The sequence below is a fragment of the Amycolatopsis sp. NPDC049159 genome, assembly GCF_040648295.1.
Lineage (GTDB): Bacteria > Actinomycetota > Actinomycetes > Mycobacteriales > Pseudonocardiaceae > Amycolatopsis > Amycolatopsis pretoriensis_A.
In genome coordinates this window covers 24,759-44,831 of record NZ_JBEZDL010000018.1, presented here as the reverse complement: position 1 = coordinate 44,831, position 20,073 = coordinate 24,759, and the positions used below count along the sequence as shown (strand labels likewise).

Here is a 20,073-nt window from a genome sequence, read left to right as displayed (position 1 = left end):
AGTGACGGGCCTCGGTCAGGCCTGTCACCAGTACTTTCGAGTTATCGAGCATGAGGTGAGGGATGGACGCTTTCAACCCGACCACGAAGACCCAGCAGGCGATCTCGTCGGCGGCGCAGGCGGCCACGATGGCGGGCAACCCCCACGTGTCGGCCGCGCACCTGCTGGGCGCCCTGCTGGCGCAGGGTGAGGGGCTGACCGCACCGCTGCTGACCGCGGTCGGGGCCGACCCGGAGGTGGTGCACAAGGAGCTGGAGCCGCTCATCGCGGCGCTGCCGTCGGCGACCGGCGCGACCGTGTCGAGCCCGCAGTTCGACACCCACGCCGTCAAGTCGCTGACGCGCGCCCAGAAGCTCGCCACCGAACTGGGCGACGAGTACGTCTCGACCGAGCACCTGCTCGTCGGGCTCGCGACCGAGGGCGGCCAGGTCGCCGACCTGCTCAAGCGCCACGGCGCGACGCCGGACGCGCTGCAGGAGGCGTTCGTCAAGGTCCGCGGCTCCGCCCGGATCACCAGCGAGGACCCGGAGAGCACGTTCAAGGCGCTGGAGAAGTACGGCGTCGACCTCACCGAACGGGCCCGGCGCGGCGAGCTGGACCCGGTCATCGGCCGCGACACCGAGATCCGCCGCGTCGTGCAGGTGCTGTCGCGGCGCACCAAGAACAACCCGGTCCTGATCGGCGAGCCGGGCGTCGGCAAGACGGCCATCGTCGAAGGGCTGGCCCAGCGCATCGTCGCCGGGGACGTGCCCGAATCGCTGCGCGGCAAGCGCGTCGTCGCCCTCGACCTGGGGTCGATGGTGGCCGGCGCGAAGTTCCGCGGCGAGTTCGAGGAGCGGCTGAAGGCCGTGCTCAAGGAGATCACCGACTCCGCGGGCGAGGTCGTCACGTTCATCGACGAGCTGCACACGATCGTCGGCGCCGGCGCGACCGGCGAGGGCGCGATGGACGCGGGCAACATGATCAAGCCGATGCTCGCCCGCGGCGAGCTGCGGATGGTCGGCGCGACCACGCTCGACGAGTACCGCCAGCACATCGAGAAGGACGCCGCCCTGGAGCGGCGCTTCCAGCAGGTGCTCGTCGGCGAGCCGTCGCCCGAGGACACCATCGCGATCCTTCGCGGGCTGAAGGAGCGCTACGAGGTGCACCACGGTGTCCGGATCACGGACGCCGCGCTGGTCGCCGCCTCGACGTTGTCCGACCGCTACATCACCGCGCGCTTCCTGCCGGACAAGGCGATCGACCTGGTCGACGAAGCCGCGTCCAAGCTGCGCATGGAGATCGACTCGCGGCCGGTGGAGATCGACGAGGTCGAGCGCTCCGTCCGGCGCCTGGAGATCGAGGAGATGGCACTCGCCAAGGAGAGCGACGCCGCTTCGAAGGAGCGGCTCAACGCGTTGCGCGCCGAGCTGGCCGAGAAGCGCGAGTCGCTGACGGCGCTGACCGCCCGCTGGCAGAACGAGAAGGGCTCCATCGAGCGCGTCCGCGAGCTCAAGGAGCAGCTCGAGCAGCTGCGCGGCGAGTCCGAACGCGCCGAGCGCGACGGCGACCTCGGCAAGGCCGCCGAGCTGCGCTACGGCCGGATCCCGGCGCTGGAGAAGGAGTTCGAAGCGGCCACCGAGGCGAACGAGGCCAGCCGGCAGAACGTCATGCTCAAGGAAGAGGTCGGCGCGGACGACGTCGCGGACGTCGTCAGCGCGTGGACCGGCATCCCGGCGGGACGGCTGCTGGAGGGCGAGACCGGCAAGCTGCTGCGGATGGAGGAGGAGCTCGGCCGGCGCGTCATCGGGCAGGCCGAGGCCGTGCAGGTCGTCTCGGACGCGGTGCGCCGCAGCCGGGCCGGCGTCGCCGACCCCGACCGCCCGACCGGTTCGTTCCTGTTCCTCGGCCCGACCGGCGTCGGCAAGACCGAGCTGGCCAAGGCGCTGGCGGAGTTCCTGTTCGACGACGAGCGCGCGATGCAGCGCATCGACATGAGCGAGTACGCCGAGAAGCACTCGGTGGCGCGCCTGGTCGGTGCCCCGCCGGGCTACGTCGGGTACGACCAGGGCGGGCAGCTGACCGAGGCCGTCCGGCGCCGGCCGTACTCGGTGGTGCTGCTCGACGAGGTCGAGAAGGCCCACCCGGACGTCTTCGACGTGCTGCTGCAGGTCCTCGACGACGGGCGGCTGACCGACGGCCAGGGCCGGACGGTGGACTTCCGGAACACCATCCTGATCCTGACGTCCAACCTCGGCTCGCAGGCCATCGCCGACCCGAACCTCGACGAGCGGCAGCGGCGGGACGCGGTGCTCTCGGTGGTGCAGCGGCAGTTCAAGCCGGAGTTCCTCAACCGGCTCGACGACATCGTCGTGTTCCACTCGCTCGGCACCGAGCAGCTGACGTCCATTGTGGACATCCAGGTGGCGCGGCTGGCCGCGCGGCTGGCGCAGCGCCGGCTCCACCTCGACGTCACGGACGGCGCCCGCGAGTGGCTCGCCCTCAACGGCTTCGACCCGATCTACGGTGCCCGCCCGCTGCGGCGGCTGGTCCAGTCGGCGATCGGCGACAAGCTGGCGAAGGAGCTGCTGTCGGGAGAGATCCGCGACGGCGACACGGTGCGCGTCGACATCCCGGAGCTGGAAGCCGGTGACTCGCTGACCGTCGAGCGCGTCTGAACCTCGTGAGTGGTCAGGGCGGTTCCAACCGCCCTGACCACTCACGAGGACGGGCGTCCACTGTAGAGATTTGTCGACTCGGTGCGGGGATTTGATCCGAATGGGCCCGGCGACACGGGTACCGGCCATCAGCTCTTCGGCCTAGCAGGCGATACCCTGCACGTCGTGGGTATTCCGGCGTGGATCTGGTTCGTCATCGCGGCCGTCGCCCTGGTGGCCGGCCTCGGGCTGCTCGCGGCCGACCGGGCGAAGGAGGGCTCGCGCAACCGCGAGCGCATGCGCTGGGCTCAGTTGCGCGGCTGGCAGTTCGTCGAGGAGGACGAACGGCTGCCGCAGCAGTGGTCCAACGGCGCGATCGGCTACTTCGGCGCGGACGCCGCCGTCAACGTCGTCGCGGGGTCGACCTTCACCTCCGACGGCCGCCGGCCCGTGTTCATCTTCGACATCGAGTCCGAGGGGCAGATCCCGGCCGTCGTCGTCGCCGTGCGCTGCAACAAGAAGCACCGGATCCCGATCGAGATGTGGCTGTCCAGCGTGCCCTTCCAGCGCGCCGACATGCCCGAGATGCTCGGCCCGATCGGCTCCCGCTACGCCTTCGCGGACGACGCCGACGGTGCCCGCGCGGTGATCACCCAGGAGCTCGTCGACGCCGCGGACCAGCTCGGCGGCGACGTCGGCGTGGCCTGGCTCGAGGCCGAGTGGGTGCTCGCGAGCGTCGTCCCGACCGCCGGGCCCTCGCGGCTCGAGCGGCTGCTGCGCGACCTCGGCGAGATCGCGGACATCGTCGACCCGTTCGACGAGGACTACGACGCGGGCCGCCACCAGGCGAGCGCGCCCATCCCGACCCCGGGCTCGACCCCGCCCGCCACCCCGGCCGCCGGGACGCCGGTCCAGCAGCCGCCCGCCGAGCCGACGCAGCAGGACTAGGGGTTCAGCGGGCGGTCGAACAGGCTGCCCGAGAACGACGGGGTGAGGGTGCCGCGCACGGTGGCCGCCCCGCCCTGGACGTGGACCACGCGGTCGACGCCGAGGTCGCCGCTGATCGAGCCGGCCGAAAGGTCGTGCGACACCTTCACCAGGCCGCCGGCCGGGCCGAGCTGACCGCCCACCTCGTGCTGCTGGCCGAGGTCGAGGTCGCCGGCGAACTGCCCGCTCGCGTGCTGCTCCGACGACGTGCCGACGGCGCCGAGCCGGCCGAGGTCGACGGCCTGCCCGGACGAGCGGCGCACGGCGAGCCCGCCGGTGAGGTCGCCGGCGAACCGCCCGGTGGGGCTCAGCCCGGTGTCGACCTGCTCGGCGTGCTCGCTCAGCACGTCGACGCCGTTGCCCAGCAGGACGCCGTGGTGCGCGCTGTCGCTCGTGCCGAGCCGCGCGGGCGCGGGCGAGCCGGCCAGGCGCTGCTCGTCGCCGGCGGTCACGACGGCCTGGCCGACCCCGACGTCCTGGCGGCCGGCCCGGCTCGCGAAGGCACCGGACGAACCGGCGCCCGCGGCCTCCCCGACGTCGGCGAGGAACCGGGCTTCGCCGACCCGCTTGCCGAAGACGTCGCGGCGGCCCGCGGTGAGGCCGTCGCCGTCGAGCTGCCCGGCGTGCTGGTGGTCGACGGGCAACGAGATGCCGTTCAGCGGCAGGGTGACGTCGGTGGGGCTCGCCAAGGCGGCGGCGGGGGCCGCGAAGAGCAGTGCGACGGGCGCCGCACCGGCGGCGACTTTGGGCAGGTAGCCGCTTTTCCGCTTGCTGTGCTTACCCATGCGCCGGACCATACTTCCCCGTCGGCTCGAACGCATGTCTGCCCGTGACCAGCGGGTATGTTCACCCACATGACCACCACCGCTCTCATAACCGGTGCCACGGCGGGCATCGGCGCGCAGTTCGCGCGCACGCTCGCCGCCGAGAAGTACGACCTGGTGCTCGTCGCCCGCGACACCGCGCGGCTGGAGGCGTACGCCGCTGAGCTGCGGGAAAAGCACGGGGTCGCCGTCGAAGTGCTCGCCGCCGATCTGTCCGAAGTGGACGGACGGGCCGCGGTCGAGGAGCGGCTCGCCGCCGGGCCGGTCGACCTGCTGGTGAACAACGCCGGGTTCGGCCTGAACGGCGACTTCTGGACCATCCCGCCGGACGCGCTGCAGCGCCAGCTCGACGTCAACGTCACCGCCGTGCTGCGGCTGACGCGGGCGGTGCTGCCCGGCATGATCGAGCGCGGCCGCGGGGAAATCATCCAGGTCAGCAGCGTCGCCGGGTTCTTCAGCGGCCGCGGTTCGACCTACACGGCCAGCAAGAACTGGGTCACGTCGTTCACCGAAGGCATCGCCGCGTCGCTGCCCAAGGGCGTCCGGATGATGGCGCTCTGCCCGGGCTTCACGGCGACGGAGTTCCACGAGCGGGCGGGGATCGGCAAACCCGGCCCGAAAATCGCCTGGCTGGGTGTCGAACAGGTGGTCGGCGAGGCGCTCGCGGACCTGCGCCGCGGCAAGGTGATCTCGGTGCCGAGCCTGCAGTACAAGGCCGTCGTCGCGATCGGCGGCCTGTTGCCCCGCGCGGTGCTGCGCCGGATCAGCGGCGGTCGCGGCCGCACCTGAGACGTCACTTTCCCCAGGAAAGCTCCGACGGAGCTTTCCTGGGGAAAGTGACGCGGTAGGGCTGCCCCCACCTCGAAGAGGCGCGTGCGCACCAGGGTGGGTCGGGGGCTGCCTCACTAGCGTTTTTCGCATGACGACTGAGGCGGTTCGGCTCGAGGCCGTGCGCAAGGAGTACGGCGGTGTGGTCGCGCTGGACGGGGTCTCGATCTCCTTCCCGCGTGGCGGTTTCACGGCGGTGATGGGCCCGTCCGGTTCGGGCAAGAGCACGTTCCTGCACTGCGCGGCGGGCCTCGACCGGCCGACGTCGGGCCGCGTCGTGCTCGACGGCCAGGACCTCGACGGCAAGAGCGAGACCTTCCTGACGAAGCTGCGGCGCGACCGCGTCGGGTTCGTCTTCCAGGCGTTCAACCTGCTGCCGGCGCTGACCGTCGAGCAGAACGTCGTGCTGCCGCTGCAGCTGGCCGGGAAGCGCCCGGACAAGCGCCTGGTGGCGCGGATCCTCACGCACGTCGGCCTCGACGGGCGCCGCAAGCACCTGCCCGGCCGGCTCTCCGGCGGCCAGGCGCAGCGGGTCGCGATCGCGCGCGCCCTGGTCACCGACCCCGCCGTGCTGTTCGCCGACGAACCGACCGGCGCGCTCGACACCCGCACCGCCGCCGACGTGCTCGGCCTGCTGCGCGAGTCCGTCCGGTCGTCGGGCCAGACGGTGATCATGGTGACGCACGACCCCGTCGCCGCGTCCTACGCCGACGAGGTCGTGTTCCTGGCCGACGGCTCGATCGCCGGGCGGCTCGCGCGCCCGACCGCGGAAGCCGTCGCCGAGCGGATGACCCACCTGGGTGCCTGGGACCGGCTGGCGGTGCGGGCCTGATGTTCTCCCTCGCGATGCGGACGCTGCGCCTGCGCAAGGGCGGCTTCCTGGCGACGTTCGTCGCCGTGTTCTTCGGCGCGCTGATCGTCTCGGCGTGCGGTGGCCTGATGGAGTCGGGTATCCGGTCCGAGACGCCGGTGCAGCGCCTGGCCGCGGCGCCGATCGTCGTCGGCGGGCAGCAGACGCTGAAGCTGCCCAAGGACGACCCGGCGACCCTCGACCCGGAGGACAAGCACAAGTTCGAGAACGCGACCCTGCCCGAGCGCGTCCGCCTCGACGCCTCCTTGGCCGGCCGCCTGCGCGCGGTCCCCGGCGTCACGGACGTCGTCGGCGAGCTCAGCTTCCCGGCGCAGATCGGCAGCGCGAGCGCGTTCGGGCACGCCTGGGATTCCGCCGTGCTGACGCCGTACGCGCTCAGCGGTCAGCCACCGCGGCCCGGTGAAGTCGTCGTCGACGCCGGGCTCGGGCTCGCCGTCGGGGACACGCTGCCCGTCGCGGCGCACGGGGTCGTCGGCCAGTACCGCGTGTCCGGGATCGCCCAGGCACCGGAGACCATGCGCGACTCCGCGGTGTTCTTCTCGCCCTCGGACGCTTCGAGGCTCTCGGGACACCCCGGGACCTTCGACACCATCGGCGTCTTCGGCGGCGACGTCGCCGCGGTGACGGCGGTGGTCGGGGACGCGGGGGTCGTGGCGACCGGCGCCGATCGCGGTGCCCTGGAGTTCCCCGAGGTGAACAAGAGCGGCGAGGACCTGATCGTGCTGGCCGCCGTCTCGGGCGGGCTGTCGGCGATGGTCATGGTGTTCGTCGTCGCGGGCACGCTCACGCTCTCGACCCAGCAGCGCCAGCGCGAACTCGCGTTGCTGCGGGCGATCGGCACGACCCCACGCCAGCTGCGGCGGATGGTGCTGGGCGAGGCGCTCGTCGTCGGCCTGCTCGCGGTCGCCGCCGCGGTCGTGCTCGGCCCGGTGCTCGGGCAGTGGCTGTTCGACCAGCTCGCCGCCAACCACGTCATCCCCGACGTGCTGCGGTTCGAGCAGGGCTGGCTGCCGGCGACGGTCGCCGCGGCCGCGTCGCTGCTGGCCGTCGTGGCCGCGTCCTTCGTGGCCGGACGGCGGGCGTCGAAGGTGCGCCCGACCGAGGCGCTCGCCGAAGCCGCCGTCGAACGCCGCTGGCTGACGCCGATCCGGCTGATCACCGCGCTCCTCTGCTTCGCCGGCGGGACGGCGCTGGCCATCGTCACGGTCGCCGTGATGACCGGTCCGGTCGCGGCCAGCACGGCGGGCCCGGCGGTGATGCTGTGGGCGTTCGGCCTCGCGGCGATCAGCCCCGGCGTGACGAAGCTGACGGCGTCGCTGCTGCGCTGGCCGGTGCAGGCGGTCACCGGCGTCACCGGCAGGATCGCGCTGCTCAACACCCGGGTCGGCGCGGTGCGCGCGGCGGGCGCGGTCACCCCGATCATGCTCGCGGTCGGCATCGCGACCGCCAACATCTACCTGCAGACCACCCAGGAAGCCGTCTCGAACCAGGCGTACACCGAGGATCTGCGTGCGGACGCGGTCGTCGGCGCGCCGGGCGGGCTCGACCCGGCGGTGCTGGGGCGGGTGCGCTCCACCCCGGGTGTCGCGGGCGCGTCGGAGTACGTGACGAGCGCGGTGTTCATCGAGAAGCCGTTCGAGTCGAACCAGGACGACGACGGCTGGCCCGCGCTCGGCGTCAGCGAGCTGACCGGGAACGCCGTCGAGGTGCCCGCGACGCTCGGCCGCCAGGTCGGCGACACGCTGTCGCTGCGCCTCGGCGACGGTGCCCGGGTGGACGTGCGGGTGGCCGCCGTCGTGAGCCAGCGCGCCGGGTTAGAGAAGCTCGTGCTGCCCGCCGGGCTGCTGGCGCCGCACACCACGCTCGGGCTCGCGCCCCAGCTGCTGGTCCGCGCCGCCGACGGCGTCGACACGGCGACGCTGACTTCACGCCTTCGCGAGGCGACGGCCGGGTTGCCGGTGTCCGTCGGGGACCGGGACGCGCTGATCGCGGCGCACGCGAAGGGCAACGAAGTCGGCGCCTGGGTCAACTACCTGCTCGTCGGGATGATCATTGCGTACACGGTGATTTCGGTGGTGAACACGCTGGTGATGGCCACGGCCAAGCGGCGCCGCGAGTTCGGGCTGCAGCGGCTGAGCGGGTTCACCCGCGGCCAGGTGCTGCGGATGGCGGGCGTCGAAGGCGGGCTGATCGCCACCATCGCCGTGCTGCTCGGCACGGCCACCGCGGCCGGCGCGATCGTGCCGTTCTGCCTCGTGGTGACCGGCTCGGTGCTGCCGACCGGACCGCTCGCGGTCTACCTGGTGGTGCTCGCGATCGCCGTCGTGCTCGCGCTCGTCGCGATCCTCGTCCCGGCCTGGGCGGCGACGCGCGGGCGTGCGGTCGACGCCACATCGATCGGGGAGTGAGAACGGGCGTGTGTAAGACTCTCGGCCGTGGCGAACCCCGGGTTGGATCAAGCGGCGAAACTCGAACTGGCCAGGCTGGTCACCGATCTTTCCGTGGTGCACGGAAAAGTGACCCTGGCGTCCGGCAAGGAAGCCGACTACTACATCGATCTCCGGCGGGCGACGCTGCACCACGCGGCCGCGCCGCTGATCGGCAAGCTCCTGCGCCAGCTGACGGCGGACTGGGACTACGTGGCGGCCGGCGGCCTGACCCTCGGCGCCGACCCGGTCGCGCTGGCGATGCTGCACTCCGCGGCCACCGACGGCGTCGTGCTGGACGCGTTCGTGGTCCGGAAGTCCGTCAAGGAACACGGCATGCAGCGGCGCATCGAGGGCATGGAGGTCCGCGGCCAGCGCGTGCTGGCGGTCGAGGACACCTCCACGACCGGCGGCAGCGTGCTCGAAGCCGTCGCGGCCCTGCGTGAAGCGGGCGCGACCGTGATCGGCGTGGTGACGGTGGTCGACCGCGACACCGGCGCGCGCGAGGCCATCGAAAAGGAAGGCCTCGAGTACCGGTACATCCTCGGGCTCGACGACCTCGGCCTCGAGTGACCGACCGGGGCCGCCGCGGCGGCCCCGGTCCCGGCTCACTTCTTGAACAGGTCCTTGGCGGCGTCCTTCACGTTCTCGACGGCGCCCTTGAGCCCGGCCTTCGCCTGGTCGGCCTGGCCCTCGGCCTGCAGCTGCTCGTTCCCGGTGGCGTCACCGGCCGCTTCCTTGGCCTTGCCGCCCAGTTCCTCGGCCTTGTTGCCGATCTTGTCGCCCAACGACATCGGGCACCTCCTCCTGCGGTGGCACCCCGGCGGGGCGCCCTGTGCCGTGAAGACCACCGGGGCGCGTGATCGTCACGGATTCGCCCCGGTGACCCACGTCACCGACAATCAGTGCGTGACGTTTTCCGCTCGCCGGTGTCCTCCTCCCGAGAGGAGGTGCCGTGACGACCGCCGCCACACCGCTTGACGACGCGACCCTCGTCGGCCGCGCGCGAGATGGCGACGTGCGGGCGTACGAGCAGCTCGTGCTGCGCTACCAGGGCCCGATGTTCCGGCTCGCCGTGAAGATGCTCGCGCACCGCGGGGACGCCGAAGACGTCGTGCAGGAGGTCTTCCTCAACGCCTGGCGCAAGCTCGGCCAGCTCGGCGAGGACGCCGCGTTCGTCGGCTGGCTCTACCGGGCCACCACGAACCGCTGCCTCAACGCGATCCGCGCGCGCCGGCCCCAGGCCGACGTCGACCTGGACGCCGCCGAGTCGCCGCGGACCGATCTGCAGCCGGAGCGGGCCGCCCAGGTGAGCGGGCAGCTGGCGGCGTTGAACGCGGCGCTGGCGGAGCTGACACCCGAACAGAGAGCATGCTGGCTGCTGCGCGAAGTGCACGGCCGGTCCTACGAAGAGATCGGCGAAGTCGTCGGCGCGAACGCGACCGCGGTCCGCGGCCGGATCGCGCGGGCCAGGGCCCAGCTGGCGGAGGTGATGAAGCCATGGCGATGACGGACTACGAGCTGCCCTGCGAACGCGACGTGGAGCAGGTGTGGGACCGGCTCGACGCGGTCGGCGCCGGGCTGGCCGACGAACACGAACTGACCTGCCCGCACTGCCGGGTCGCGCGCGAGAGCCTGCTGGCCCTGCGCGAAGCCACCACGGAACTGGTGGCCGAGGACGACGTGCCGTCGCCGGACCTGTTCGGCCGGATCATGTCGGCCGTGCGGGCCGAGGTGCGGCGCGACCGGATGGTGCGGCTGCCGACCCCGGAACCCGGGTTCGTCGAGGTCAGCGAGCAGGCGGTGGCGGCGGTGCTGCGGTACGCGGCCGACACGGTCGACGGCGTCCGGGCGCGGCGCTGCCGCGTGCGCACCGGCGCCGACGGGGTGGTCGAAGTCGACCTCACCCTCGCGGTGAGTCTCCGGAACGCCACGGGCGGTGAAGCGTTGGCGAAGGTGCGGGAGCGGGTGACCGCGGCGGCCGCGGCCCGGGTGGGCCTGACGCTGGCGAAGCTCGACCTGCTCGTGGACGACATCTTCGAGGAAGACACGGTCGGGGAGCCAGGGGAATGAGCGTTGACTACGTGGTCGCCGATCCGGTGATCGCGAGCGTGGCGGCACGGGCGGCGATCGCCACGCCGGGGGTGGTGCGTCTCGAGCCGGGCCTGCGCGGCCTGGTGACGGCGTGGACGCGCGCGGCGCGCCAGCGCTGGAAGGGGCTCGACCCGGCGCCGGCGGACGGCGTCCGGGTCCGCACCGCGGACGGCCGGGTGACGGTCCACGTCGACCTGGTCACCGCGGGGGCGGACCAGGCGGCGGCGGTCGGCCGTGCGGTCCAGCGCTCGGTGACCCGGTTCGTCGCCGAGCAGACCGGCTTGGTCGTCGACGAAGTGTCGGTGTCCATCATGGACATCGAGCCGGCGGCCCGGTGACCGCGGACGAAGCCGTCGAGAAGATCGTCGGCGCGCTGAAGGAGATCGACGGCCTCCGCCCGGCGACGCCGGTTTCCCCGGGGACGACGTGGTTGCCGGTCGACTGGGAAGGCATGGCCGTCGACCTTTCGGCCGACGTCGTCCAGATCCGCCTGATCGCGACCCGGCTGCCGATCCCCCCGCTGCTGGACCGCGCGGCGGAGCTCGTGCGCCCGGTGCTGGCGGGGACGGAATGGGAGGGAGCGCGTCTGCGGCTGGTCGTCACCGACCTCGACGGCGCCGCGTTCGCCGGAGACCCACGTCACACGAAAGGGTAAGTGACGATCTCCCCTCCGCTGGGTCCTTACCTACGAACCAGGCGAAACGCCTTGAGGCAGAGGACATCCAGGGAGGACCCCATGACCGCGACGGCCGAGAAGAACACCGTGGCCACCACCGCCACCACCGAGAGCGCCCTCGTCACCAAGCAGGGCACCACCACCATCGCCGACACCGTCGTCCAGAAGATCGCCGGGCTCGCCGCCCGCGAGGTCACCGGCGTGTACGACCTCGGCGGCGGCGCGGCCCGCGCGCTGAGCGCCATCCGCGACCGCATCCCGGGCGCCTCCGCGAGTGTCGGCCAAGGCGTGACGGTCGAGGTCGGCGAAAAGCAGGCGGCGGTCGACCTGCAGCTCCTGGTCGAGTACGGCGTCGCGATCGCCGACCTCGCGCGGGCGGTGCGCCGCAACGTGATCACCGCGATCGAGCAGATGACCGGGCTCGAGGTCGTCGAGGTGAACATCAACGTCAACGACGTCCACCTGCCCGGTGACGACGACGAGCCGGTCGCCTCGGACCGGGTGCGCTGACGATGAACGCGACACTGCTCGGCCTGTTGTACGGACTGGCGCTGGGTTTCGCCGCCGCGTTCGGCGGCTTCGGCGCGTTCGTGGCGGTGTTCGTCCTCGGCGGGCTCGGCCTGCTGGCCGGGCGCTGGCTCGACGGCAAGCTCGACCTGTCCGCCCTCGTGGGCGCCGCGCGCGATCGGAGGTAGCTCGTGGAACGCGGAGTGACCACCGTGGCCCCGCGGGCGGTGCGGCGCATCGCCGCGCACGCCGCCCGCGAGGTGGACGGCGTCGGCGGCGACGTGACCGCCGAGGCCACTGTGGACGCAGAATCGACCACTTTGGACATCCGGCTGCCCCTGGCGTACCCGGCCCCGATCACGGCTACGGCCGAGGCGGTCCGGGCGCACCTGCTCGGCCGGACGGCGGAACTGACCGGCCTGACCACGAGGCGCGTGGACATCACGGCCGAGCCGGCCCGGCCCGAGCAGCCGAAGCGGCGGGTCCGGTGAGGCGCCCGCGGCGGAGCGTGCCGGCGGTGCTGACGGCGCTGGTCGTGCTCGCGGCGTGCGCGCTGGTCGTGACGGCGCTGGTGCAGCGCCTGCTCGGCGAGCGGCCGGTGCTGTCGTTCGAGGCGATCGCCGGCCGGGTGCACGAAACGACGTGGAACGAACTGCCCGTGCTCGTCGGGGGCGGGGCAGCGGTTCTGGTCGGGTTCGTGCTCCTGGCGGCGGCGGTCCTGCGGGGGCGCCCGGTGGTCCTGGCGCTCTCGCCGGCCGCCGGGGTGGAGGCGGGCACGACCCGCCACGGCCTGCGGACGTCGCTGCGCGCGACGGCCGCGGGCGTGGACGGGGTGGCGACGGCCGCGCTGAAGCTGGGGCGGCGGAAGGTGAGGGTGAAGGTGCGGACGAACCGGACGAACACGGAAGGCCTGGCCGCCGCGGTGGAGACAGCGGTCTCGCGGCGGTTGGAGCAGGTGGGCCTGGCGGAGCCGCCGAGGGTCCGGGTCCGGGTGCGAGGAGGAGCGCGATGAACCAGCCCACCCGCTCGGGAGTCCGGGGAGGCGAGCGATGAACCGGCCCGCGGCCCTCAACCGCACTCTGCTCGCCCTCATCGGGCTCGTCCTTCTCGCGGCCGGCGGGTTCGCCGTCGCCACGTACTTCGGGCGCCTTCACCTCCTCGACCCCGCCGCGCCCCTCGTGCCCGGCGCCGCACCGCCGCCCACCTGGGTGTTCTGGGTCGCGATCGCCGTTGCCGTGCTGCTCGGCCTCCTCTGCCTCCGGTGGCTGGCCGCGCAGGCGTTCCGGCGGCCGAAGAGCGTCGCCTGGCGGAGTGAAACCGACACCGGCGCCCTCGTGCTCGACTCCGGTACCGCCGCCGGCCCCGTCGCCGCCGACGTCGAGGAGTACGACGGCGTCCGCGCCGCCTCCGCCTGGCTCTCCGGGCCCCGCGACGCTCCCGAGCTCGCCCTGGTCGTCACCACCGACCGGGACGCCGACGCCACCGCCATCCGGGAACGCATCACCGACCACGCCGTCCCGCGGCTCAAGCAGGCCCTCGAAGTCGAGGACCTGCCCGTGCGGCTGGAAATTCGGCTGACGGCGAAATCCGGAGCGCGGGCGCGCTGACCCGGGCGTACCGTCGGACGCATGGAGGAGGACGACCCGCCGCCGCAGCCGGACTGGACCAAGCCCGATCGGGAGAAGCCGAACCAGTACCCGCGCGAGGAGCCGACCAAGTACCCCGCGAAGCGCCCGCCGGAATTCCCACCGGGCGTAACGCCTCCGTCACCGCCCAGGTGAACGGGTTGCTCCGGTGGGTTAAACATCACACAGCGGGGCACTCTTCAGGGCGGCCGAACTCGATCAGCGGAGTAAAGTCGCTGGTAGGGGGTTCGGTGAAGGGGGCGGGTGATGGCGAAGTTCCTGGCCGACGTGACGGTCGCGGTCCACCTGCTGGCCTTGGTGCTGATCGGTTTCGGCGGCTTCGTCGCCTGGCGCTGGCCGAAGCTCATCTTCGTCCACCTGCTCGGCGTGACCTGGGGCGTCCTGGTGAACGTCGCGCCGGTGCCGTGCCCCTTCACCGCGCTCGAGAACTACTTCCGCCACCAGCAGGGCCTCGGTGACCTGCCCGGCGGGTTCAACGCGTACTACCTGTACGACACCGTCTTCCCGCGGGCCTGGCTGCCGGCGATCGGCATCGTCGCGGTCGCGGTGGTCGTCTACTCCTACGTCGGCGTCTACCACCGCTGGCGCGACCGCGAGCACGCCGGGGAAACCCACGCGCGCCCGGTCCACCTGGGCTGAGCGACAATCTCGGGGTGACCACTTCCCCCGACGCCGGACCCACCGAGTGGGTGAGCCGCGAAGAGGTCGGCGTCGGCCCGTGGCCCGGCGACTGGCCCACCGACGAGCGCTACGACCCGGAACTGCTGCGTGAAGGCGACCGCCGCAACGTCGTCGACGCCTACCGGTACTGGCGCCGCGAGGCGATCGTGTCCGATGTGGACCGGCGGCGGCACCCCTTCCACGTCGCCATCGAGAACTTCCAGCACGACCACAACATCGGCACCGTCGTCCGCACGGCCAACGCCTTCGCCGCGGCCGAGGTGCACATCGTCGGACGGCGGCGCTGGAACCGGCGCGGCGCCATGGTGACCGACCGCTACCAGCACCTCCGCCACCACGACGAGGTCACCGGGCTCGTGACGTACGCCGCCGAGCACGGCCTGGCCGTCGTCGCGGTGGACAACACGCCGGGGTCGCAGCCCGTCGAGACGGCCGACATCCCGCGCGAGTGCGTGCTGCTCTTCGGCCAGGAAGGCCCCGGGCTGTCCGAGCCGGCGCAGGAAGCCGCGTCACTGGTCGTGTCGATCGCCCAGTTCGGCACCACCCGGTCGATCAACGCGGGCGTCGCGGCCGGGATCGTCATGCACGCCTGGGTCCGCCGGCACGCCGACCTGAGCACGGCCTGGTAGCTACAGCCCCCAGCCCCAGCGCAGCTGCACGACGCCGGACGCGTTGTTCGTCGCGAGGCCACCGCCGCTCTGCCGGGTGATCGAATAGGTGTCGCCCGAGCGCAGGCCCGGCCAGTAGACGACGCCCAGCTGCCGCGCCCGCGCCAAGTCCGTGGTGGCGGCGAAGTACGCGGTGAAGGTGTTGCCGTCCTGGTGGCCCGCCGAGTAGTCGAGCCCGGTCGTCATCGGCGCGCCCGCCTCGTCGATCACGGTCCGGGACGAGTACGCGCCGAGCCGGTTGCTCAGGTTCGCCGTCCACGCCGAGCGCGTGGTGTCCGAGGCCCAGAAGCCGTAGAAGTGCAGCGACAGCAGCGTTCCGCTCAACGCGCTCGCCGCGCCGACCCCGGTGACGTTGTCGTTGTAGCCGGTGCCGCTGATCAGGACCCGGCCGCGGGGGACGGCCGGGTGCCGGGAAAGCCAAGTCGAGCAGAGCGAAACCCAGGCGCTGAGGCTGTAGCCGAACGGCTCGTTCATCGGCTCGAAGTAGACGGCGCTGGTGCCGCCGTAGTCGGCGGTGACGCGGTCCCACATGGTGTTCCACGCGGTCACGTCGTCGACGAAACCGTCCTTGTTCGCTTCCCAGTAGCCGAAGACGACCTTCATGCCGTGCGCCAGCGCGGAATCGGCCGCTCCCTTGTAGCGCGCCCACCAGTCCGAGTTCACGCTCTGCGGGTTGATCGGCAGCCGCACGGTGTTCGCGCCGAGCTGCTGCCGGAAGCCGGTGAGGATGCCGTCCGCCTTCGTGCGGACGGTGTCGTAGCTGTCGCCGGCGGTGAGGCCGGTCGGGATGACCCAGCCGTCGACGTAGTTGTCGCGGGCGTCCGCCCAGTTCACGCCGCGGAAGGCGTTCGTGGCGGCGGCCGCTTGGGGGACCGTGAGCAGGGCGGCGGCGAGGATCGCGATCATGACGGCGTGCAGACGACGGGTCATGCCGGCGCGACCTCCACCGGGATGCCGTTCAGCACCGACGTCCCGGACGGCACGTCGAGCAGCGTTTCGTCGGCGACCAGGTTGGAGTTGACGCCCGGATTCGCGCGCGCGACCCGCGTCCGCGCGCCGTCGACGTCATGGCCCCAGCCGTGCGGGATGCTGATCACGCCCGGGCGGACCTCGTCGGTGATTTCGACCGGCACCTCGAGCTTGCCGGCGCGGGACGTCACCGCCGCGAGGCCGCCGTCGGTGAGGCCGAGGCGGGCCGCGTCGGCGGGGTGGACCTGCACGGTGCAGCGGTTGCCGCCGCGGACCAGCGGTTCGAGGTTGTGCATCCACGAGTTGTTCGAGCTCAGGTGCCGCCGTCCGATCAGCACCAGGCCGTCGTCCAGCGGTTTCGCCAGCTCGGCGCGCAGGCGCGGGACGTCGGCGACGATCGGTTCCGGCGCCAGCTCGATCCGGCCGGACGCCGTGCACAGCACCTCCGGGATCCGCGGCCCCAGCGGCCCGAAGTCCATGCCGTGCGGCGCCGCTTCGAGGTCGGCCAGCGTGACGTCGTAGGGGCCGGCGCGCAGCATCAGGTCGACCAGCCGGGCGGGGCCGGTGCGGTCGTGGGTGACTTCGAGCTTGGCGCGGCGGGCGACGTCGGCGGCGACGAAGTCGTCGAGCGCGGCGACGTCCGCCTCGGGGCCCTGACCGGTGACGATGCCGGTGAGCCGCAGCATCGTCTCCCACTCCTGGGGCAGCGCCGAGGGCAGCGTCGCCGGCGTCCAGTTGGCGACGTTGCGCACCGACAGCTGGTAGAACGCCAGGTCGAAGTGCGGGCGTTCGAGGGGGGACGGGCCGGGCAGGATGACGTCGGCCTGGCGTGACGTCTCGTTGAGGTAGACGTCGACGGAGATCATGAAGTCGAGGCTTTCGAGCGCGCTTGCGAGCCGCCCGGCGTTCGGCGTGCTCAGGCACGGGTTGCCGCTGACCGTGATCAGCGCGCGGACCTGGCCCTCGCCGGGGGTTTCGATCTCGTCGGCGAGCGTGGCGACCGGCAGTTCGCCGACGACCTCGGGGTACCCGCGCACGCGGCTGCGCCAGCGCCCGACGGCGAACGGCCGCCGGTTCCCGGTCGGCTGGCAGGCGGCCAGCGGGAACATCGCGCCGCCGGGCTCGTCGAGGTTGCCGGTGAGGACGTTGAGGACGTCGACCAGCCAGCTCGCGACGGTGCCGAAGGCCTGCGTCGTGGTGCCGATCCGGCCGTAGACCACGGCGTTCTCGGCGTCGGCCAGCTCTCGCGCGAGCCTGCGGATCTCGTCGGCGTCGATGCCGGTGCGCGGGGCGACGGCATCGGGGGTGAACGGCCGGGCCAGCTCGCGGACGTCGTCGAGGCCGTCGAGGTGTGCTTCGAGCTTTCGCGGCCGGACCCGGTTCTCCGCGAAGAGCACGTTGACCAGCGCGAACAGCAGCAACGCGTCGGTGCCGGGGCGGATCGCGTGGTGCTCGTCGGCGAACGCGGCGGTGCGCGTGCGCCGCGGATCGACGACGACGATCTTGCCGCCGCGCGCCCGGATCCCGCGCAGCCGCCCGCGGACGTCCGGCGCGGTCATCAGGCTGCCGTTCGAGACCAGCGGGTTGGCGCCGAGGATCAGCAGGTGCTTCGTGCGGTCGAGGTCGGGCACGGGGATGGCGAGCGGATCGCCGAACATGGTGCCGGCGGAGTAGTGCTTCGGCATCTGGTCGACCGACGTCGCGCTGTAGAAGTTCTTGGTGCCCAGCGCTTTGTAGAGCACGCGGCCGTAGAGCGTCAGCGCGATGTTGTGCACGCCGGGGTTGCCCGCGTACACGGCGACGGCGTCCCGGCCGTGCTCCTCGAGGATCGGCGGGAGCCGCCGGGCGATCTCGTCGTAGGCCTCCTGCCAGCTGACTTCGACGAATTCGCCGTCGCGCTTGAGCAGCGGCGCGGTCAGCCGGTCGGGGTCGTGGTGCAGCGCGCCGAGTGAGGCGCCCTTGGGACAGATGTAGCCCTTCGAGAAGACGTCCAGCTCGTCCCCCCGCACGCGGGTGACCTGCCGGTTCGCGTCGAGCGTGACATCGAGGCCGCAGGTGGCTTCGCACAGCGGGCAGGTGACGTGAGCGGTCGTCATGGCCACTCAACATACCGAGCGGTATGTCGAGTGGCAAGGCACGATTGCGACATGGACGTTTCGGCCGCCGAACGCGCGGTGACAGCGCGCCACCTGAGCCGGGTGTGGGGCCTGCCCGGCACGGCCCTCGGCCGCAGCGGCTGGCCACCCGCGTTCGGCCAGCGGCTGCACTGGCATTGGAACTACTGGTGGCAGGCCCACCTGCTGGACACCCTCGTCGACGCGCAGCTGCGGGCACCTGCGCCGGAGCGGCTGGCCCGGATCCGCGCGTTCGTCCGTTCGGTGCGGCTGCGCAACTTCGGCCGGTGGACCAACGACTACTACGACGACATCGCGTGGCTCGGCCTCGCACTGCAACGGGTGGCCCCGCTGGGCATCGAGGTGGGCCCGGCCCTGGCGGCGATCGACACGCAGCTGCTGTCGGGCTGGACAGCGGCGGCCGGCGGCGGGATCTGGTGGCGCCGCGGCGACGACTTCAAGAACGCCCCCGCGAACGGCCCGGCGGCGATCTTCCACGCGCGGTCGGGCAATCCTGCCCGTGCCGGCGCGATGCTCGACTGGCTTTCGTCCACTTTGGTCGATCCGGCCACGGGCTTGGTGTGGGACGGGATCCGGGCGGACACGGGTGAGCTGGTCAAGCACATCTTCACCTACTGCCAAGGGGTTTACCTCGGGGCTTGCCTGGAGCTGTCCTCAATGGACAATGCGGCGCGGACGGTCCGGGCGGTGGCCGAGCACTGCGCCCCCGGCGGCGTGATCCGCGGCCAGGGCGGCGGCGACGGCGGGTTGTTCGCGGCGATCCTGGCGCGGTACCTGGCGTTGGCGGCCCGGTCGTTGCCGGGCCCGGAGGCCGCGACGGCACGGTCGTTGGTGCTGACGTCGGCGGAGGCGTGCTGGTCGGGGGCTTACGACGCACCGGAGGGGCGGGTGTTCAGCGCGTACTGGGACCGCCCGACGCCATGGCCCCTGCCTGAGGACGCGCCCGAGCGCGACATGTCGGTCCAGGTGGGCGGCTGGATGCTGCTGGAGGCCGCGGCGACGCTCTGACCGGCTTAAACGCTGGAGGTCGACTCGCCGCCCGGGTATGCCGGCGTTCGACAAAGTCTTCTGTCTCCGGGGCTGGTCATCTTGGTGTGGCTCAGTTACCGGTACGACCGGCCCATCCTGGTCAAGATCGGCAGGGTCGTGGTCAAGGCGCCGAGGCGCAGCGACTCGGCGCTGGACACCTCGGCGGACTCGGATCGGCCGGCCGGACCGCGCCCGTGAATCAGCAGCCGCAGGAAGCGCCGTGCAGGAACCTCGGGGTCAGCCACACCGACTCCGGGGGCCGGTCCGGGTCTGCCATCCTCGACATCAGCAGCTGCACCGCGCGGCGGGCCATTTCGGCCACCGGCTGCGCCAGCGTCGTCACCGCCGGGCTCACGCGGCGGGCCCAGTCCATGTCGCCGTACCCCACCACCGCCAGTTCCGAGCCGATGTGGATGCCGCGGCGGTGGGCCTCGTACTGCACGCCCACCAGCATCGACTCGTCCGCCACCACCAGTGCCGTCGGCGAGGGCCAGCCGTCCAGGAGCTTCGCTGTCGCGCGGGCCGCGCCGCCGGAGTTCGAAAAGCCGCTCTCCACCAGCTCGCGGTTGAAGCGCAGGCCCGACTGCTCCAGGCCCAGGCGGTAGCCGCGGACGCGTTCGCGGTTGACCTCCTGGCTCTCGTCGCCCGAGATCAAGCCGATCTTGCGGTGCCGCCGCTCGGTCAGGTGGCGGACCAGCGACGCCACCGCGTGCACGTTCTCCGTGCCCACCTGGTCGACGTCGTTGCGCGCGGCCACCCGGTCCAGCAGCACCGTCGGCACGCCCATCCGGACCAGCCCGTTGACCACCGCTTCGTCGCCGGCCGAGGGGACCAGCAGCACGCCGTCGACCAGGTCCGCGCGCAGGGCGCGGACCAGCGCGGCTTCTTCGCTGACCGAGTCGTCGGTGTCCGCCAGCACGACGTCGCAGCCCTCGTGGGCGGCGGCTGCCCTGATCGAGCGCAGCAGCTCACCTGAGTAGGGGTTCGCGTGCACACCCATCGCGACGCCGATCCGGTAGGTGACCGGGGGGTCCCACAACCGGAGGTCTGGCGAAAGTGCGGTCATACTCTGCCGTTTCGTCACCAATCCGCCGCA

24 protein-coding genes are annotated in these 20,073 nt (G+C 72.4%); 19 read left to right on the top strand and 5 right to left on the bottom strand.

Annotation, left to right across the window (positions count from 1 at the left end):
• The first annotated feature begins 62 nt into the window (after window positions 1-62).
• Both clpB and AB0B33_RS30330 read left to right on the top strand, forming a co-directional pair.
• Entirely contained in the window at window positions 63-2,657 is a 2,595-nt protein-coding gene (gene clpB / locus AB0B33_RS30335; protein ID WP_247016668.1) for an ATP-dependent chaperone ClpB, read from the top strand.
• 165 nt (window positions 2,658-2,822) lie between these two features.
• Entirely contained in the window at window positions 2,823-3,584 is a 762-nt protein-coding gene (locus AB0B33_RS30330; protein WP_360777812.1) for a hypothetical protein, read from the top strand.
• On the opposite strand, the gene AB0B33_RS30325 is transcribed toward AB0B33_RS30330, so the two are convergent.
• On the bottom strand, window positions 3,581-4,408 hold the full coding sequence (locus tag AB0B33_RS30325; protein ID WP_360777810.1) for a hypothetical protein: 828 nt from the start codon (window positions 4,406-4,408) through the stop codon (window positions 3,581-3,583). The genes AB0B33_RS30330 and AB0B33_RS30325 overlap by 4 nt on opposite strands.
• A gap of 69 nt (window positions 4,409-4,477) precedes the next feature.
• Here AB0B33_RS30325 and AB0B33_RS30320 point away from each other — a divergent pair, with 69 nt between their 5' ends.
• The 4 genes from AB0B33_RS30320 (at window position 4,478) to pyrE (ending at window position 9,145) form a co-directional block, all read left to right on the top strand.
• Window positions 4,478-5,236 carry an SDR family oxidoreductase gene (locus AB0B33_RS30320; protein WP_247016673.1) on the top strand — a complete coding sequence of 253 codons (759 nt, stop codon included), beginning with the start codon at window positions 4,478-4,480 and terminating at the stop codon, window positions 5,234-5,236.
• Window positions 5,237-5,366: 130 nt separating this feature from the next.
• Window positions 5,367-6,107 carry an ABC transporter ATP-binding protein gene (locus AB0B33_RS30315; protein WP_360777807.1) on the top strand — a complete coding sequence of 247 codons (741 nt, stop codon included), beginning with the start codon at window positions 5,367-5,369 and terminating at the stop codon, window positions 6,105-6,107.
• A complete protein-coding gene (locus tag AB0B33_RS30310) occupies window positions 6,107-8,554 on the top strand; it encodes an FtsX-like permease family protein (protein WP_360777805.1) in 2,448 nt (815 codons plus the stop codon). Before AB0B33_RS30315 ends, AB0B33_RS30310 begins: the two co-directional genes overlap by 1 nt.
• 27 nt (window positions 8,555-8,581) lie before the next feature.
• Window positions 8,582-9,145 carry an orotate phosphoribosyltransferase gene (gene pyrE / locus AB0B33_RS30305; protein WP_247016679.1) on the top strand — a complete coding sequence of 188 codons (564 nt, stop codon included), beginning with the start codon at window positions 8,582-8,584 and terminating at the stop codon, window positions 9,143-9,145.
• 35 nt (window positions 9,146-9,180) lie between these two features.
• Here the strand turns inward: pyrE and AB0B33_RS30300 are convergent, their stop codons facing one another.
• Window positions 9,181-9,366, bottom strand: coding sequence for a CsbD family protein (locus tag AB0B33_RS30300; RefSeq protein WP_247016681.1), 186 nt, complete (start codon window positions 9,364-9,366; stop codon window positions 9,181-9,183).
• A 161-nt stretch (window positions 9,367-9,527) separates the two neighbouring features.
• Between AB0B33_RS30300 and AB0B33_RS30295 the strand changes: the two genes are divergently transcribed.
• The 12 genes from AB0B33_RS30295 (at window position 9,528) to AB0B33_RS30240 (ending at window position 14,805) form a co-directional block, all read left to right on the top strand.
• A complete protein-coding gene (locus AB0B33_RS30295; RefSeq protein WP_247016683.1) occupies window positions 9,528-10,082 on the top strand; it encodes an RNA polymerase sigma factor in 555 nt (184 codons plus the stop codon).
• Window positions 10,073-10,645 carry an Asp23/Gls24 family envelope stress response protein gene (locus AB0B33_RS30290; RefSeq protein ID WP_247016684.1) on the top strand — a complete coding sequence of 191 codons (573 nt, stop codon included), beginning with the start codon at window positions 10,073-10,075 and terminating at the stop codon, window positions 10,643-10,645. The genes AB0B33_RS30295 and AB0B33_RS30290 overlap by 10 nt, the downstream gene beginning before the upstream one ends.
• On the top strand, window positions 10,642-11,004 hold the full coding sequence (locus AB0B33_RS30285) for an Asp23/Gls24 family envelope stress response protein (protein WP_360777802.1): 363 nt from the start codon (window positions 10,642-10,644) through the stop codon (window positions 11,002-11,004). The genes AB0B33_RS30290 and AB0B33_RS30285 overlap by 4 nt, the downstream gene beginning before the upstream one ends.
• The gene (locus tag AB0B33_RS30280) at window positions 11,001-11,321 is read left to right on the top strand and encodes a hypothetical protein (RefSeq protein WP_360777800.1); all 321 of its coding nucleotides are present in this window, start codon (window positions 11,001-11,003) and stop codon (window positions 11,319-11,321) included. Before AB0B33_RS30285 ends, AB0B33_RS30280 begins: the two co-directional genes overlap by 4 nt.
• A gap of 81 nt (window positions 11,322-11,402) precedes the next feature.
• Window positions 11,403-11,852, top strand: a complete 450-nt coding sequence (locus tag AB0B33_RS30275) for an Asp23/Gls24 family envelope stress response protein (RefSeq protein WP_247016691.1) — start codon at window positions 11,403-11,405, stop codon at window positions 11,850-11,852.
• A 2-nt stretch (window positions 11,853-11,854) separates the two neighbouring features.
• Complete coding sequence (locus AB0B33_RS30270) at window positions 11,855-12,037, top strand: hypothetical protein (RefSeq protein WP_086856482.1); 183 nt, start codon at window positions 11,855-11,857, stop codon at window positions 12,035-12,037.
• Window positions 12,038-12,052: 15 nt separating this feature from the next.
• Complete coding sequence (locus AB0B33_RS30265; protein ID WP_360777798.1) at window positions 12,053-12,340, top strand: Asp23/Gls24 family envelope stress response protein; 288 nt, start codon at window positions 12,053-12,055, stop codon at window positions 12,338-12,340.
• 26 nt (window positions 12,341-12,366) lie between these two features.
• Complete coding sequence (locus tag AB0B33_RS30260) at window positions 12,367-12,861, top strand: DUF6286 domain-containing protein (protein ID WP_360777796.1); 495 nt, start codon at window positions 12,367-12,369, stop codon at window positions 12,859-12,861.
• Window positions 12,862-12,898: 37 nt separating this feature from the next.
• Entirely contained in the window at window positions 12,899-13,456 is a 558-nt protein-coding gene (amaP, locus tag AB0B33_RS30255) for an alkaline shock response membrane anchor protein AmaP (RefSeq protein ID WP_360777794.1), read from the top strand.
• A gap of 21 nt (window positions 13,457-13,477) precedes the next feature.
• Window positions 13,478-13,630 (top strand): hypothetical protein, encoded by a 153-nt coding sequence (locus AB0B33_RS30250; protein ID WP_360777792.1) that lies wholly within the window; start codon window positions 13,478-13,480, stop codon window positions 13,628-13,630.
• Window positions 13,631-13,741: 111 nt separating this feature from the next.
• Window positions 13,742-14,134, top strand: coding sequence for a DUF2784 domain-containing protein (locus AB0B33_RS30245; protein WP_247016699.1), 393 nt, complete (start codon window positions 13,742-13,744; stop codon window positions 14,132-14,134).
• 14 nt (window positions 14,135-14,148) lie between these two features.
• Window positions 14,149-14,805, top strand: coding sequence for an RNA methyltransferase (locus tag AB0B33_RS30240; protein WP_360777789.1), 657 nt, complete (start codon window positions 14,149-14,151; stop codon window positions 14,803-14,805).
• Here AB0B33_RS30240 and AB0B33_RS30235 read toward each other — a convergent pair whose 3' ends face one another.
• The gene (locus AB0B33_RS30235; protein WP_360777787.1) at window positions 14,806-15,774 is read right to left on the bottom strand and encodes a cellulase family glycosylhydrolase; all 969 of its coding nucleotides are present in this window, start codon (window positions 15,772-15,774) and stop codon (window positions 14,806-14,808) included.
• On the bottom strand, window positions 15,771-17,909 hold the full coding sequence (locus AB0B33_RS30230; protein WP_360777785.1) for a molybdopterin-dependent oxidoreductase: 2,139 nt from the start codon (window positions 17,907-17,909) through the stop codon (window positions 15,771-15,773). The genes AB0B33_RS30235 and AB0B33_RS30230 overlap by 4 nt, the downstream gene beginning before the upstream one ends.
• A gap of 51 nt (window positions 17,910-17,960) precedes the next feature.
• On the opposite strand from AB0B33_RS30230, the gene AB0B33_RS30225 reads away from it, so the two are divergent.
• Window positions 17,961-18,956, top strand: a complete 996-nt coding sequence (locus AB0B33_RS30225) for a glycoside hydrolase family 76 protein (protein ID WP_360777783.1) — start codon at window positions 17,961-17,963, stop codon at window positions 18,954-18,956.
• A gap of 220 nt (window positions 18,957-19,176) precedes the next feature.
• Here the strand turns inward: AB0B33_RS30225 and AB0B33_RS30220 are convergent, their stop codons facing one another.
• Window positions 19,177-20,043 carry a substrate-binding domain-containing protein gene (locus AB0B33_RS30220; RefSeq protein ID WP_360777781.1) on the bottom strand — a complete coding sequence of 289 codons (867 nt, stop codon included), beginning with the start codon at window positions 20,041-20,043 and terminating at the stop codon, window positions 19,177-19,179.
• Window positions 20,044-20,073: the final 30 nt, after the last annotated feature.

Coding starts and splice junctions, on each gene's coding strand:
- AB0B33_RS30310 (WP_360777805.1), top strand. CDS start 6,107: ATGTTCTCCCTCGCGATGCGGACGCTGCGCCTGCGCAAGGGCGGCTTC.
- AB0B33_RS30230 (WP_360777785.1), bottom strand. CDS start 17,909: ATGACGACCGCTCACGTCACCTGCCCGCTGTGCGAAGCCACCTGCGGC.
- AB0B33_RS30270 (WP_086856482.1), top strand. CDS start 11,855: ATGAACGCGACACTGCTCGGCCTGTTGTACGGACTGGCGCTGGGTTTC.
- AB0B33_RS30315 (WP_360777807.1), top strand. CDS start 5,367: ATGACGACTGAGGCGGTTCGGCTCGAGGCCGTGCGCAAGGAGTACGGC.
- amaP (WP_360777794.1), top strand. CDS start 12,899: ATGAACCGGCCCGCGGCCCTCAACCGCACTCTGCTCGCCCTCATCGGG.
- AB0B33_RS30325 (WP_360777810.1), bottom strand. CDS start 4,408: ATGGGTAAGCACAGCAAGCGGAAAAGCGGCTACCTGCCCAAAGTCGCC.
- clpB (WP_247016668.1), top strand. CDS start 63: ATGGACGCTTTCAACCCGACCACGAAGACCCAGCAGGCGATCTCGTCG.
- AB0B33_RS30300 (WP_247016681.1), bottom strand. CDS start 9,366: ATGTCGTTGGGCGACAAGATCGGCAACAAGGCCGAGGAACTGGGCGGC.
- AB0B33_RS30250 (WP_360777792.1), top strand. CDS start 13,478: ATGGAGGAGGACGACCCGCCGCCGCAGCCGGACTGGACCAAGCCCGAT.
- AB0B33_RS30235 (WP_360777787.1), bottom strand. CDS start 15,774: ATGACCCGTCGTCTGCACGCCGTCATGATCGCGATCCTCGCCGCCGCC.
- AB0B33_RS30290 (WP_247016684.1), top strand. CDS start 10,073: ATGGCGATGACGGACTACGAGCTGCCCTGCGAACGCGACGTGGAGCAG.
- AB0B33_RS30225 (WP_360777783.1), top strand. CDS start 17,961: ATGGACGTTTCGGCCGCCGAACGCGCGGTGACAGCGCGCCACCTGAGC.
- AB0B33_RS30275 (WP_247016691.1), top strand. CDS start 11,403: ATGACCGCGACGGCCGAGAAGAACACCGTGGCCACCACCGCCACCACC.
- AB0B33_RS30245 (WP_247016699.1), top strand. CDS start 13,742: ATGGCGAAGTTCCTGGCCGACGTGACGGTCGCGGTCCACCTGCTGGCC.
- AB0B33_RS30320 (WP_247016673.1), top strand. CDS start 4,478: ATGACCACCACCGCTCTCATAACCGGTGCCACGGCGGGCATCGGCGCG.
- AB0B33_RS30220 (WP_360777781.1), bottom strand. CDS start 20,043: ATGACCGCACTTTCGCCAGACCTCCGGTTGTGGGACCCCCCGGTCACC.
- AB0B33_RS30285 (WP_360777802.1), top strand. CDS start 10,642: ATGAGCGTTGACTACGTGGTCGCCGATCCGGTGATCGCGAGCGTGGCG.